At 61.5% G+C, this 14,343-nt stretch carries 12 protein-coding genes and 1 rRNA gene; 4 read left to right on the forward strand and 9 right to left on the reverse strand.

The genetic code is table 11. From position 1 onward, the window contains the following. Positions 1 to 31: 31 nt before the first annotated feature. Positions 32 to 1,723 carry an FAD-dependent oxidoreductase gene (locus SB753_RS33770; RefSeq protein WP_410804326.1) on the forward strand — a complete coding sequence of 564 codons (1,692 nt, stop codon included), beginning with the start codon at positions 32 to 34 and terminating at the stop codon, positions 1,721 to 1,723. A 69-nt stretch (positions 1,724 to 1,792) separates the two neighbouring features. Here SB753_RS33770 and SB753_RS33775 read toward each other — a convergent pair whose 3' ends face one another. From SB753_RS33775 to SB753_RS33785, 3 genes are all read right to left on the reverse strand, one after another. Then, on the reverse strand, positions 1,793 to 3,172 hold the full coding sequence (locus SB753_RS33775) for a tripartite tricarboxylate transporter permease (RefSeq protein ID WP_020070062.1): 1,380 nt from the start codon (positions 3,170 to 3,172) through the stop codon (positions 1,793 to 1,795). Then, entirely contained in the window at positions 3,172 to 3,672 is a 501-nt protein-coding gene (locus SB753_RS33780; RefSeq protein ID WP_020070063.1) for a hypothetical protein, read from the reverse strand. The genes SB753_RS33775 and SB753_RS33780 overlap by 1 nt, the downstream gene beginning before the upstream one ends. Before the next feature lie 361 nt (positions 3,673 to 4,033). Beyond that, entirely contained in the window at positions 4,034 to 5,320 is a 1,287-nt protein-coding gene (locus tag SB753_RS33785) for a hydroxymethylglutaryl-CoA reductase, degradative (protein ID WP_087751604.1), read from the reverse strand. A 160-nt stretch (positions 5,321 to 5,480) separates the two neighbouring features. Between SB753_RS33785 and SB753_RS33790 the strand changes: the two genes are divergently transcribed. Beyond that, the gene (locus SB753_RS33790) at positions 5,481 to 6,869 is read left to right on the forward strand and encodes a PLP-dependent aminotransferase family protein (protein WP_410804329.1); all 1,389 of its coding nucleotides are present in this window, start codon (positions 5,481 to 5,483) and stop codon (positions 6,867 to 6,869) included. A 27-nt stretch (positions 6,870 to 6,896) separates the two neighbouring features. Here the strand turns inward: SB753_RS33790 and SB753_RS33795 are convergent, their stop codons facing one another. The 5 genes from SB753_RS33795 to SB753_RS33815 form a co-directional block, all read right to left on the reverse strand. Beyond that, positions 6,897 to 8,075 carry an MFS transporter gene (locus SB753_RS33795; protein ID WP_033379692.1) on the reverse strand — a complete coding sequence of 393 codons (1,179 nt, stop codon included), beginning with the start codon at positions 8,073 to 8,075 and terminating at the stop codon, positions 6,897 to 6,899. Between the two features lie 94 nt (positions 8,076 to 8,169). Then, positions 8,170 to 8,613 carry a DUF3331 domain-containing protein gene (locus tag SB753_RS33800; protein WP_020070068.1) on the reverse strand — a complete coding sequence of 148 codons (444 nt, stop codon included), beginning with the start codon at positions 8,611 to 8,613 and terminating at the stop codon, positions 8,170 to 8,172. 116 nt (positions 8,614 to 8,729) lie between these two features. Further along, positions 8,730 to 9,113 carry a BON domain-containing protein gene (locus SB753_RS33805; protein ID WP_088174973.1) on the reverse strand — a complete coding sequence of 128 codons (384 nt, stop codon included), beginning with the start codon at positions 9,111 to 9,113 and terminating at the stop codon, positions 8,730 to 8,732. A 340-nt stretch (positions 9,114 to 9,453) separates the two neighbouring features. After that, positions 9,454 to 10,500: a sensor histidine kinase gene (locus SB753_RS33810; RefSeq protein WP_410804332.1), complete on the reverse strand. Its 1,047-nt coding sequence runs from the start codon at positions 10,498 to 10,500 to the stop codon at positions 9,454 to 9,456. A gap of 370 nt (positions 10,501 to 10,870) precedes the next feature. After that, positions 10,871 to 12,289, reverse strand: coding sequence for an aldehyde dehydrogenase family protein (locus SB753_RS33815; RefSeq protein ID WP_410804335.1), 1,419 nt, complete (start codon positions 12,287 to 12,289; stop codon positions 10,871 to 10,873). A gap of 110 nt (positions 12,290 to 12,399) precedes the next feature. Between SB753_RS33815 and SB753_RS33820 the strand changes: the two genes are divergently transcribed. Together SB753_RS33820 and SB753_RS33825 are read left to right on the forward strand one after the other, a co-directional pair. Further along, positions 12,400 to 13,299 (forward strand): LysR family transcriptional regulator, encoded by a 900-nt coding sequence (locus SB753_RS33820; protein WP_410804337.1) that lies wholly within the window; start codon positions 12,400 to 12,402, stop codon positions 13,297 to 13,299. Between the two features lie 297 nt (positions 13,300 to 13,596). Continuing rightward, entirely contained in the window at positions 13,597 to 13,941 is a 345-nt protein-coding gene (locus SB753_RS33825; protein ID WP_410804339.1) for a lipocalin family protein, read from the forward strand. A 100-nt stretch (positions 13,942 to 14,041) separates the two neighbouring features. Here SB753_RS33825 and rrf read toward each other — a convergent pair. Next, a 5S ribosomal RNA gene (rrf, locus tag SB753_RS33830) occupies positions 14,042 to 14,155 on the reverse strand. Positions 14,156 to 14,343: the final 188 nt, after the last annotated feature.

Raw genomic sequence — 14,343 nt, forward strand, 5'->3', positions numbered from 1 at the left:
CGCGCGGCCGGCGCGCAAGGAAAGGTATCCGATGAACCACGATCGAAGCAGCAAACACACATCGGCGCCGCGCCTTCCCGCATCGCTCGGTGCGCCGCGCGATCACCTCTATCCACGTTTCAGCGAAACCGACATCGGCAAAATGCTGCGCTTCGGCACGCTCGAACATTGGAACGCGGGCGATGTGATGTTTCGCACGGGACAGCCGGGCCTCGGCATGCGCGTGCTGCTTAGCGGACAAGCCCGGCTCACGCGGCGCGACGGCCTCGGCCGTTCGCAGGTCATCGCCGAATTGAGCGCCGGCCAGTTCCTCGGCGAAGTCGCGCAGTTGAGCGGCAAGCCCGCCCTCGCGGACGGGCTCGCGCTCACCGACGTCGAAGCGTTGATGATTCCGCCCGAACAGATTCGCGCGATGCTGGTCGCCGACGCGCACATCGGCGAGACGATCATGCGCTCGGTGATTCTGCGCCGCTTCGGTCTCGTGCATGAAGGTTGCGGGCCGGTGCTTATCGGCCCCGCGGGCGACATGAATCTGGTCGCGCTCGAAGGCTTGCTGCATCGGCTGGATCATCCGTATTCGGTCGCCGACCCCGACACCGATCCCGCAGTGCGCGAACTGTTCGCGAGTGTGGGCGGCGGTGAAAACGATTATCCCGTGGTGATGCTTGCGGACGGCACGTTATTGCGCAACCCCGACGCACGCGAGTTGTGCGCGAAGCTCGGCCTTCTGCTCGACGTCGACGCGGCCCGCACATATGACGTCGCCGTGGTCGGTGCGGGGCCGGCGGGTCTTGCCGCGGCGGTATATGCCGCGTCGGAGGGTCTGTCGGTGATCGTGTTCGACGGCCATGGTCCGGGCGGCCAGGCCGGCGCGAGCGCACGCATCGAAAACTATCTCGGCTTCCCCACCGGCGTGTCGGGCCACGAACTGGCCGCGAACGCGTTCGTTCAGGCCGTTAAGTTCGGCGCGGAAATCGTAATGCCCGCGAGAGTGGAGACGCTCGATTGCGCACAAACGCCGCTGCAGTTCACGCTCGAAGACGGACAGCGGATCGCATCGCGCACGGTCGTCATCGCAACAGGAGCGGCATACCGGCAACCCGTGATTGCCGGGCTCGACGCGGTGAACGGACGCGGCGTCTACTACTGGGCGTCGTCCGTCGAAGGGCGTTTGTGCAGGGGCGCCGAGGTCGTGCTGATTGGCGGCGGCAACTCGGCGGGTCAGGCGGCGGTATTCCTCGCTTCGCATGCGAGCCGCGTTCATATGCTGATTCGAGGCGACGATCTCGCGAAAAGCATGTCGCGTTACCTGATCGATCGCATCGCGTCGCTTGGCAATATCGTGCTGCATACGAACACGGTCGTATCGGCGGTCACGAGCGATCAGTGGGGACTCGAATCGGTCGTCTGCGATACGCCTGACGGGCCGCTTTGTGTCGCCACGCGCCACCTGTTCCTGTTCACCGGCGCGGATCCCAACACACGCTGGCTGCGCGATTGCAGCGTCGAGATCGACGAACGCGGCTTCGTCAAAACGGGCTATACCGCGGGAGTGCGGCCGGAAACGGCCTGTTTCGCTTTGCAGACGAACGTGCCGGGCGTGTTCGCGATCGGCGATGCGCGGGCGGCTTCGGCCAAACGCGTCGCCGCCGCAGTGGGCGACGGCGCGGCGGTTGTCTCCGAAATTCACCAGTTCCTGAGCTCTGTTTCGCCTACCGCTTGATGCGCGCCCGGCGCGGCTGACCTGCTGGCGATTCGAAGTCATCGCAGCAGGCGCGCAGCGCGTGTTCTGTTAGAAGAGTTTGATGATCGCGGGCACGCTCAGCACGGCGGCGTAATAGCCCATGAACTGGACGCCCGCATTGAACGCAAACAGACGCGACAGCAATCCGCCAAACAGCCCGACCGTGAGAATCACGGCAAGGCCCAGCAACTGCCCTTCCCAAAGACCGATCACCACGATCAGCCCGGAGAACGTCGCGATAATCGCCTCGTGACTCAGCTTGCGCGCGACAAAAGAAGCGGCGCGGTGTGCATAGTTCATCGCGAGCGGATAAGCGATCAACGCGGCCAGCACGATGGACAACAGACCGAAGACGAGAAACTGCCAGGTCGTCATCAGCGTGTGAAGGTTGTCGATGTGGCCGGTCGCCGTGTTCACGGTGAAGCGCGGCGGCGCATTGAAGAGCGGCGCGGCAGGACCCGCGGCCACCGGACTGAGCGGCAGTCCGAACGCGATCAGCGGGATCAGCGCTTCCGCAATGTAAGTGGCTTCGGTCACGCCGTTACGCACGGCAATGACCGTCGTCAAACGATGGTACGCATGACGGATTCGCGCGCCGACTATCTCGCCCATCAGTACCGTCATCGCGACCGGACTGAACACGAAGGTAGCGCTCGATACCGCCGCCGTCGCGACCGTGTATGCCGTCTGTTGCCGGTCGAGTACTTTCAGCGGATTCGGAAAGTAACCGCTCCACCCTTTCAGGTCCGGCGCGAGCGCAAAGTTCGACACGTGGTCGCGACGCATGCGTCGGCGTTCGACCGGTGAGAGTATCGAGAACAGGTCGGCAATCAGCGGGCCAATTGCAATGCCGAGAAAATAGCTGACGCTCAGGTTGACGCCGTGACTGCGCGTGAGCGTTTGCAATCCGACTATCAGCAACACGAACGGAATCAGTAGAAGCACCGAAGCCCACCGTCCCGCCGAAAAGTACGCGATGCAAACCGCCGCGAACAGAAACACCCACGGCGCGGCGCGCGTGATCAGACTGCCGAAAGGCGCGAGCATGACGGCGAACAGCACGGCGAAGGGCAATGCAACGAATGCCGCCACGATCGCGCCAGAAATCATCTTGCGCAACGCGATATGAGGCACACCAAGCGAGCGCAGCATCGCGGCTTGCTGGAGAAGCGGCGCGGCCATCGTGTCGCCGGGAATGCCCAGCAATGCGGTGGGGATGGCGTGGGTCATGTGCTTGGCAACCGCGCCCGCCATGAAGAACGTGAATACGCCGGCTGGCGGCACGCCGAGCAATGCAACCAGCAAGGTCAACGGTGCGATCGTGGTCGTTTCGTCGGTGCCGGAAACAAGGCCGATCGCCGCGAAGACGACAGCGCCGAGCAGTCCCATTGCCAAGGCCATCGGAAACTGTTGGATCAGCGAGTCCATCAGCGTTCTCCCTTTGCTTGCGCGGCTTGCTCGGATAACTCGTATGCGGCGAACAGATCGTAGAGTCCCAACTCTTTTAATTCGGCCGCAGCGTTTGGCGGAAGATCGGCGATCGATCCGATGCCGCCTCCTTCTTCAGCGAGTTGCTTCAACACATGCTGGCGGTCCGATTCGCCAACCGTGTGGTCGGTCACCACGCGCTTGGGTTTGAAAAAGAACGCACTGAGCGCGCCCGCCGCGAGGCATCCGCCCAGGCCGATCAGCATTGCGTAGGCACGCACAATGGCCGCGTCGCTGACAGCGGACGACAGCACCGCTTTGCCCGCCTCGAACGCGGCGACGCTAATTGCCACGCCTAAGGCCACCGACCACGCCAGATGGCGGAGATCGACGGTGTCGCCCCATACTTCGGCAAGCTTGAAGGTGGACGCGTCGACGTGCGCGTGAATGCCCGACCCGTCGCCGGCGGCCGTCGCTGCACTGGCACTGGATGATTTCAATGTCTGTCTCCTGACCAAGATGTTTTATTCTGGGAGTGCGCCTCGCGACGCCTCATGCACGGCGAGAACATCGCCGTGGGCCTTCGAGTTGCGGTTAGGTTCCGTCTAATTTAATCAGCGAAGATGTCACGCACGATGTGCGCTGCTCAAGCAAGCGCAGCTCACACGTGACAGCGAAAGCTCAGTCATATAGCGGGAAAGTACTCCGCGTGGTTGCGAATCGGCGCGCGTTTGCGCGTTCACTATTGGCGCGATGTTCGCGGCGCGCCGGTACAACGGAATAGCCGGTGCCGGCAGAGCGCCGTCTCGCTTTGCGAGGACCGTCGATTGCGGCCCCGGCAAACTCGTATCCGCGCAGATGTCATGCATGTCGCGGACGCTGTAGAACTTCTATTGCGAAGTCCGTGCGGAAGTCCGCCGAACTTATCATTTGCTTGACTACCCAGTCAACATCGTCACCCGTTGCGCCCGCACCTAAAGCGATGTTGCGTGCATGCAAGGTCATATGGCCACGTTGAATGCCCTCCGTTGCGAGCGCGCGCAAAGCACCCATGTTCTGTGCAAGGCCAACGGCGACTGCAATCTCGCCGAGTTCCTGTGCCGACTTCACGTCCATGATCTTGAGTGCGAGACGCGCGAGCGGATGCGTCTTCGTAGCGCCGCCGACGAGTCCGACCGGCATGGGCATCTCGATCGTGCCGACGAGGTCGCCGTTCTGCGCCTTTTCCCACGTTGTGAGCGACGTATAACGGCCGCCGCGCGTCGCATACGCATGCGCACCCGCTTCCACTGCGCGCCAGTCATTGCCGGTCGCGACGATCACCGGATCGATGCCGTTCATGATGCCCTTGTTATGCGTCGCCGCGCGATAAGGGTCAATCGCGGCGAAGAGATACGCGTCGATCACACCGTCGATCACTTCCTCACCGGAATAGTCTTTTGTAGCGAGCGTGTCCGCCGAATAGCGTACGGAAGCACGCGCGAGCCGCAAGTCGGCGAGATTAGACAGAATGCGTAGACGCACCTTGCCGCCGGCTATCTGCTCCACCCGTTCCGCGATGGACTCGGCCATCGTATTGACGGTGTTCGCGCCCATCGCATCGCGCACGTCGACGATCAGATGCGCGACTATCATCGGACCGCGCGGCGTGTCCGGAAACACGTGCACTTCGATGTCGCGACAACCGCCACCCAAGCCGATGAGTACTTTGTCGCGGCTATTCGCAAGGCCGATCAATTCGTCTTTGTGTTTGAGGATCGCCAATCTCGCGCCGTAGGGATCGCTCACGCCGACCACCTGAACCTGTGCGCGCATCAGCGGTCCGGTGCTCGACGTCTGAAAACCGCCGCTTACTCGCGCAAGTTTCGCCATGAACGAAGCCGCCGCGACGATGGACGGCTCTTCCACTGCCATGGGCACGATGACGTCTTTGCCGTTGATCTGGAAGTAGCCGGCCACCGCCATCGGCAATTCGAAAGTACCGATCACGTTCTCGATCATTCCATTCGCCGTTTCGAGCGGCAACGCGCCGGGCTTTGCCAATTGCGAATATTGCGCGTCATCCAGACCGACCGCTTTGCAGATATGAGCGAGACGCTCCTGCGGGTTGAGTGAACGGAAATTCGGCAGCGTCGAATCAATAGCCATTACTGTCCTCGGGGTTACGGTCGCCGCGTTCATTCGTGCTTGCGACTATGAATTAAAGGATCAATAATAGGCGGACCGTACCCCTTTAAAAGGTACAGTTGGTGCTTACAGTTGAATCGCTGTACCAGTGACACTTTTATATCCCGCCGGAGTCGCGTTAATGAGCTTGCGTAGAAGTGCGAGTCTGTCGAGTTCCATGGCAGACAATCTCGCCAAACAGATTGAAGAAGGCGTGATTCCGGCGGGCGCCAAACTTCCTTCGATCAGGGAATATGCTGATGCGTCCGGTTGTTCGAAGAACACAGTGATCAGCGCATTCGAAATGCTTACCGCGAGCGGACTGATCGAGCCTCGGCGGGGCTCCGGTTTTTATGTCGCGCAAAGAGCAAGAGCCGCGACTGAAGCAGAAGAAAGCGGCGTGCTCGATCGCGCGATGGATACCGTCTGGTTAATGCGGGAGCAATTACAGGTCAAGCCCGACGTTCTCAATCTGGGCGAAGGCTTTCCGCCTATCGAATGGCTCGAAGCGACTCGACTCGATCAGTACCATCAGCGGGTTGTGCGCACCGGCGTCGCGTCGCTATTTCGCTATGGCAGCCGCTACGGCTATCTGCCGCTGCGCCAGTCGCTGCAACAGAAGCTCTCCGGCTATGAGATCGAGGCCGCGCCTTCACAGATCGTTCTCACGCATGGCGCCAATCAGGCCATGGATCTCGTATTGCGTTATTTCGTGCGGCCCGGCGACACCGTACTCGTGGACGACCCTGGCTACTACCCGCTGTTCGGCAAACTGAAACTGAGCGGCGCGAATATCATCGGCGTGCCGCGCGAAGTGGACGGACCGAATCTCGCGGAACTCGAGCGCTGCATGATCGAGTACCGGCCGAAGCTGTTCTTCACGCAATCGGTCGGACATAATCCAACGGCCACGGACACGAGCGCCGCGAAGGCGTATCGCATTCTGCAACTTGCCGAAACACACGACATGGTCATCGTTGAAGACGACGCTTTCGCCGACCTGCGGCCACGATCATTGACACGTATCGCTACACTCGATCAACTGCGCCGCACCATTTATGTGGGCAGCTTTTCGAAGTCCGTCTCGGCGGCATTGCGCGTCGGCTTTCTCGCGTGCAATGCGGCGCTCGCGAGCGATCTCGCCGACGTAAAAATGCTCATTCACGTAAGCAGTTCGGAATACAGCGAGCGGACGCTCGCGGCCATTGTCAGCGACGGCCATTTCCTTCGGCATACGAATCAACTTCAGGAAAAATTGAAGCGCGCAACCGCAACGGCAAAAACCGCGCTCAAAAAGCTGGGCGCGGAGATCTTCAAGGAAAGCGAGCAAAGCATGTACTTGTGGGCCTCGTTGCCCGAATGGACCGACTCAATGAAACTCGCGAAGGCAATGCTGGAGCGCGGCGTGATTCTCGCGCCCGGCGCCGTTTTCTCGCCTGCTTCGGAACGCGTCTCGGCATACTCGCGGTTCAACGTCGCTTATCTCAGCGACGAACGATTCGTCAATGCGTTGCGCGCGCTTGCGCCTTAACGCGGCGCACTCGCAACCCGTGGCTATTCAAGCCCCAGCAAATGGCCCAATGCTGTGCCTGTCATGCTTGTCACGCATGATCGCGAGCATGAGCGCCGCGAGGCCACATATCGCGATCAGCGCAATCAAAGCGATCTTGCCCAGATGAACGAGCACCCAGCCGCCGATCGCCGGAAAGCCAAACGTGCCGACAAAGTACGCGACGACGAACCACGTCAACGCGGCCGGCCGGTGCATCGCGGCGGAGTCGTTGACCGCCTGCGCCTGAATGGTCGGATAGACGAGACCGTAACCGGTCCCGAGCAACACGGCACTCGCCGCATGGAACCCGGTGTAGTACGGCACCGCGGACATCGCTGCGATGCCGAGCACCATGATGCCAAGCAGCAGCTTCGTCGCGACTGCGCGATGTAGCCGGATCACGACGCGCGTCAGCAGCCAGCGGGCGGCCACGACGGTCACCGCATACAGGCTGAAAAAGGTACCCGCCTGTGCATGCGTGCCTTGCACGAAAGACATCTGGAACGTCATCAAGCCTGAGAAAACGCAGGCGCACAGCGAGATCATCACAATCGGATAAGCCGCACGCGTTCGGCTGATAGCGCCTATCTGACGCAGCCAGCGCTCCTGCACGGGTGACGCCGACGAATGCGGCGAGATCCGGCCGAAAACTTCGAGCATCAGCGCGGCGAGCGCGCACAAACCACCGACGAGATAGAGCACGCTCGTAAGCGGCCAATGCCACGAACGAATAGCGAACGCGGCCGCGGCAGGACATCCACCGATGCCGGCCATCTGGATCGTGCCGAAACGCATGAACCAGAAGCCGCGGTCCGTATCGCTCGTGCGTTCCGCGAGCGCCATCGGCGCAGCAAGACAGAACGCGCCCCAGCCGAATCCCACGAGAAAGCCTGGAAATACGCTCAGACCGCTCATGCGGTCGATCAACGCAAACCCCGCCACGCCCAAACCGATGCACAACGCCGCAAGAGCGGTCGTGCGAGCGGCGCCGATGCGCTGAGCGAACCAGCCCACCAGCGGGACTCCGACGAGCGTGCCAACTGTCGCTTCCGCAAGCGCCAGTCCGGTGTCGAGGTCGTTCCCTCCCATCGAGCGGAAATGCATCGAAAGGAAAAACGTTGCTCCGTACCCGCCCGCTGCTAGCAAGGTGCCGATGAGCACGAAAAAGGCGCTGAATGGGCGCATTGGGAGAATCCGCATGACTGGTTGAACCGAAGCTCGTTCTGCTGCGCTCACGAAGACGCGAGCCGCGAGCGTCGGGCTTCAAAAACCAGTAGTGTCACGTTCCCGCGATTGCCAGGTCGGCGCGATGACCGATAGTCGCGGCAAGAATCATCTGATGGCGATTCGGCGGCACACGCACTTCACGTGTGCGTGGACGAAACACCTGATCGCCGCGATGGATCGCGCGGCCCGTCAGCGCGCAGACGGCGGCGACGTGAGCGAGACCGCTGCACCAGATCTGTTCGGTGTAGCGGCCGGAACACGCGTCGCTCCACGAGACGCTAATCGTGCACGCCGACAGGCGCTCGACCACTACGATGTTGGCTGGCCGTCCCACCACGCGGCGATTGTCGTCGGCGGCGGGCGCACACGCATTGACGCCGCGCTTCTTGAGCTTCACGAAAGGTTTTTTCGCGCACGCGTCGAGTTGCTCGGCGGACGGATCGAGCACGTTCAGCAGCGCGCGAACCACGATATGGTCTTTGGAAGGTACGGTCATCGATCCATCTCCAGTAGCGTGCGTGGACATAGTGCGAAACGGCCCGAGGCTTGCCGGTGACGACACGTGCGGCGCAGTTATCCGTTCAGACGCTGCGCCATGTGTCGCCTGGTGTATCAGCCTCCGCCTTGCTCGCGCAGCGTCAGCTTGCTGCTGACCGAGGTCACGCCCGGCACCTTCTTTGCAGCGTTGACCGCAATACCTTCCTGGTCCTCGCTTTCGATCTGACCGGACAGCGTCACATGCCCCGTCTTTGCATCGCCGAAAACGGCGATCGTCGACTGTTCGAGACCTTTGGTCTTGAAGATCGCCTTATGGACCGTCTTGGAGAAGGCACGATTAGCTGCCCGAACCGACTTCTTGGTCGGCGCCGGTTTGCTGGTCGCTGCGGTGCTGTCCGACGCGGCAGCTGCCGCGTCCGCCGCGAAGGCCGGCGTGTACGCGAATGCGGCGACGGCGATCGCGAGGCCGCTGCTCACGACGAGATGTCGAAGTTTCATGATTTGATCCTTTGAAGTATGAGAGAGACTCGTTTGAGTTATCGAACTGTCACTGCAAGAACCATCACTGCAACTACGATGTGCCTGGGCACGTATTGCGTCGAGTGCTTTCTCGACCTTGCTAACCTCGCGCCATGTGTCCATTAGAAGCGCGAAATGTATCCCGGATGTGTCGGCCCGGTATCGGAAAGTATCCGGTGACGCACCGTTGGAACGTGTCTCCGAAGAACGCGAGAGGTGCGTGTGCGAACCGGGGTTCGCGGTGTACCTGTTCCGGGTGTCGATTGAGTATGCAAGCCCTGCCTGCAGAAACGAAGGGGCGATTTTTATGCCAGGTTATTCAGGCGGTCGCGAGTGGCAAGGTGAGCCGCGCTTCGAGGCCGCCTGCGCAGCGGTTTTCCAGTTGCAGTTCGCCGCGCATCGCAAGCGTCAAACGCCGTGCGATCGCGAGCCCCAGTCCTGAACCCGGCGCACGCGCGGATGTCTCCGGAGACCTGTACCAAGGCGCAAACACTGCGTCCATTTGCGCAGGCAGAATGCCGGGCCCGGAGTCCACTACGGCCAGCACAAGCTGGCGAGCTTCGACGCGGACACACAGGCGCGCGTCGCCACCGTACCGGAGCGCGTTGTCGATGAGGTTCATCAGCACACGGCGCAGCGCATGCGGACAGGTGACGAGCGGACGCCCCACGCTCCCCTCCAATGCCACGGTGCGCCCGGCGTCGCGGTAATCGCCGACCAGTGTGCCCAGCAGATTGTCCGCGTCGACCCGCTGTGTCCGCTCGCCGACGCTGCATTGCATCTTCGCGCAAGACACGCTGGCTTCGACCAGTTGGGCCATCTCCGCGAGATCGCGCTGCAATGCGTCGCGTACCGCTGAGTCTTCGAGCAGTTCGCAGCGCATGCCCATGCGTGTCAGCGGCGTGCGCTGATCGTGCGCATAGGCGGCGAGCACCTGCAGCAGCTCGGCCTGACGACCGGCGCGATAGCGGGCGGCCGCGTTGATCGCGCGAGCCAGTCTGGCGATTGCCGGCGGTCCGTCCTCGGACAACATGGCCTCTGTACCTTCACCGGTGTCTGCTTCTATCGCGGCAGAGAGCTGCCGCAGTGTGCTCAACAGTTCGGCCGCCTTAAGAGTCGCCGCGACGGCAAGGCTTATTCCGACGACGGCGGCTGCGAAGAGCGGCAAGCTGGCGCCTTTCAGTGAGGACCATGCAACCGCTTCCCCCAGGTGCGCACAATAGACAGTGAGGCCCGCCAACAGAAGCACCGCGCCCACGCGACCTGCCCGCCCTCTCAACCGCCGCGGATGTCGAACCGAATGCGTACGATCCCGCGTCGGCCGTTCGATCAGCGCGTTACCTGACTGAGTCGGATACGCAATCATCTTCGTTCTCCAGTTGCTCTCATTCTGTTTGGAAGCGGATGCGCGAATGATAGGTGTTTTGTACCCTTTTAAAAGGTACAGATGCTGACTACAGACAGCCAACTGTACCCACTACACTTTGCAAGTTTGCGATGCAGCAAAGATGAACCTGGATGGTGGGAAAATGCCTGTCCGGAAAGCTCGGGCTGTGCTTGCAGACAGGCGTGAGGTAGATATGCAGTGCCGGACGCAGCGTTTTTGCGCGCTGTTTTTTGCACTGCGTTCCAGAAAGGTTGCGCAACGGCGCGCAACTGTTGGAAAAGCGGCGACGCCCAAACACGGCAATCGCGGAGGCGCCGCGAGGACATGCGGTGTGACCTGTTCCGCCTCACTACGCCGAGACGATGGACTTCGGCTCCAGAAATGCCTCCAGACCAAACACGCCAAACTCCCGCCCCAATCCGGACTGCTTCAGCCCACCGAACGGCGCGAGAAGTTCGGGCTTGATGCGGTTGATCAACACCGTGCCTGCTTCGAGTTGCGAAGCGACGCGCTCCGCCCTCCCGGTCTGCGACGAGAAGACGTACGCCTGAAGACCGTAGACCGAGTCGTTCGCGATCCGGATGGCGTCGTCCTCGTTTTCGTACTCCAGAATCGACAACACCGGACCGAAAATTTCTTCACGCGCGATGTCCATGTCGTTGCGTACGCTCGCGAACACCGTCGGGTTCACGAAATAGCCCTTGTCGAGTCCTGCCGGCCGGCCCTCGCCTCCCGTCACCAGCAGAGCGCCTTGCTCGATCCCTCGGCGGATGAAACGCTGCACGCGATCGTACTGAGCCCGGTTGACGAGCGGCCCCACGGCGGTGGATGGATCGCGCGGATCGCCAACGCGCATGGTTGCGACCGTGGCCTTCACCTGTTCGATCACCTCGTCGAGGCGGGATCGCGGTACCAGAAGCCGCGTACCGGCCACGCACGCCTGTCCGTTGTTCATGAAGGCGGCGTTCAATGCGAGCGGAATTGCACTGCTGAGATCTGCGTCGTCCAGTAAGACGGAGGCGGATTTGCCGGTTAGCGACAGGCTGACTCGCTTCATCGTTTCAAGCCCGGCACGGGCGATGAGCTTGCCGGTCGGCGTCGAGCCGGTGAACGAAATTTTCGCTACGCCGGGATTGGTGCTGATTTCGTCGCCGACGTCCGCGCCCCGCCCGAGCAGAATATTGAAGACGCCCGGCGGCAAGCCGGCGTCGTGCAGTGCTTCGGCGACCACCATAGTCTGGATGGGACTCAACTCACTAGGCTTGATGACCGAGGCGCAGCCGGCCGCGATCGCCGACGCCAGCTTGCTGCAAATCGTGCCGGCCGTGCTGTTCCAGGGCGCGATAAGGCCAGCCACGCCGACCGGCGCCATGAACACGGTGGCGTCTCCCACACGGCGTGTCAGCGGGTAATCATCGAGCGCTTTCGCTGTATTGGCGAAGCACTGCGACGCATATTCACTGACCCATTGAGCGCGCGCGACAGGACCGCCGTATTCGTCGATCGTGGCGTCACGAATGCGCTCGGTACTTGCAAGAACGGCGGTCTGCAGTCTCATCAGCATATCGATGCGCTCGGCTTTACCGGTGCGCGCGAGCGTCTGCTGAGCGCGTTGGGCGGCTGCGATTGCGCACCTGGCGTCGTCACGGTTAGCCAGCGTTGCGGTGCCGATGACCTGCTCCGTCGATGGGTTGGTCGTCTCAATCACTTCGTCGCCGTGCACGGGGACGAACTTTCCGTCGATGTACGCCTTGTCGATGTTCCACATATTGATTCCCCAAAAGCGCCGGCGGTCGCCGGGATACAGATAGTCTGGGGGCGGGGCATTGATTTGATAATATGGGCAGTCAGGGATGACTTATCGCGGAAACCAGAACAATGAACAGAAGCGGTTTGACCGAACTCGAGGTTGTGCTGGCGGTGGCGAGACGGCGAGGCTTCCGATCGGCTGCAGTTGATCTCGACATGTCGACATCGGCCGTGAGTAACGCGGTGGCGGGCCTAGAGGCAAGACTGGGGGTGCGCCTGTTTCACCGTACTACGCGCAGCGTCTCCTTGACAGAGGCCGGTCAGCGATTCGTGGATCAGATCCGACCTGCAGTAGCGCACATCCAGGATGCAATGGCAGCGGTGAGCGAGCGCGAGGACAAGCTGACGGGAACCATTCGGATCAACAGTTCGCTTGGCGCGGCGCTCATGACGTTCCAGCCCGTGATGATCGGATTTCTGCAGCGGTACCCCGGCATCACCATCGATCTCGTTACCGAAGGACGGATGGTGGACATCATTGCGGAAGGCTTCGACGCCGGGCTGCGCTCGAGTTCGCGCGTTCCAGGCGACATGATCCGCGTGCCTATAACGGCCGATACACCTGTGGCCATAGTGGGATCGGCTGACTATTTCGTCAGGCATCCTAAGCCTATGACGCCGGCTGATCTACTGCAGCATTCGTGCATTCGCGCCCGGCTGCCAAGCGGGGTGCCGTCGCCTTGGGAATTCGACCGGGGAACCGAGAGGTTCAACATGGACGTGCCGGGTACATTGGTACTCGATGCGCCTATTTTGATGCGCGAGGCCGTACGACAAGGCGTGGGGCTTGCGCAACTCGCCGAGTGGTATGTGGCGGACGACCTGGCCGAGGGCCGTCTTGAGCGGGTGCTGGATGACTGGGTGAGACCCGTGCCGGGCTTATGCCTCTACTATTCCGGTCACCGGCATTTGCCGCCGGCGCTGCGTGCGCTTATTGACTTCATTCATGAGGTTGGCGATTTCAGATAGGCTGCGAACGACCTGGTTTTGCGGGGATGGATGGGGCTTTTTGGGCCTTGGTGGAGTGTGATCGCTTCTCTTTGGTCGCTGAGCGAGGCATTGCCCCGCCGGATCAGCCAAGGGCAGCAATGTGCTGTAGTGGAGGCGCCGCGATACTGCCATTGGAGGAACGATCGTTACGAGGTCTGCGTTCGCTGAAGGACTGTTGAGCCGGAGTTGCTCTGAGGGTGATCCCGTTTTTGTGGGCCGATCGCGGTTTGCAAGTCTTCTCGCGAGCGTTTCGCCACGACGGGCGGCAATGATAGTTTGAATCGGTTAGGTTGCCCGCCAAGCGGTCTTTTTGGCGGCCGCTGCGAATCGCTTTATATGCAGCGTCTCTTCTCGCGAGAATTCGCAGCGTGCCGCAGAGAAACCACATGGCGCTCGCCGCGTACGAACACGTCGTACCCGGTGTCGATGTCGGTGCGAACCGGTGCGCTGACATGGCAACTGGATCCGCTGATGGACGACCAGGAACTGGACTCGCGGCAGTCTACCGGCGCGGTGTACTGGGAGGGCACGGTGCGCGTGAGCCGCGATGGCGCCGATCTCGGGCGGGCTTATCTGGAACTGACGGGCTATGCGAACGCACTGCGGATCGGCAGGCAGTGAGGCTGTGAGGTGGCCTCGCTGTTTTCTCGCCGCGTTTTTTCGCCACGTAAACGCAGAAACCCCACCTTTTGTGGGGTGGGGTTTCTGATGCTGCTGGGGAGCCTGACGATTACCTACTTTCACACGGGCAATCCGCACTATCATCGGCGTGGAGTCGTTTCACGGTCCTGTTCGGGATGGGAAGGGGTGGGACCGACTCGCTATGGTCATCAGGCTTTGACGGGTTGCTGGGTCGCCTTTGGGGCGGCACAGCCAATCGGGAAGAAGTAGTTGAGAGGATGCCTCTCGTTTTGCACGTTCAGCACGCGCGGGTTGTGTTGTATCGGGCACAACACTGATCTCAACCGTGTGTGGTCTGCATAAGACCCTGCGCGTGGCGCAGGGTGGGGCATCCATAAGTGC

Source organism: Paraburkholderia sp. SIMBA_053 (assembly GCF_046534895.1).
GTDB classification, from domain to species: domain Bacteria; phylum Pseudomonadota; class Gammaproteobacteria; order Burkholderiales; family Burkholderiaceae; genus Paraburkholderia; species Paraburkholderia caledonica.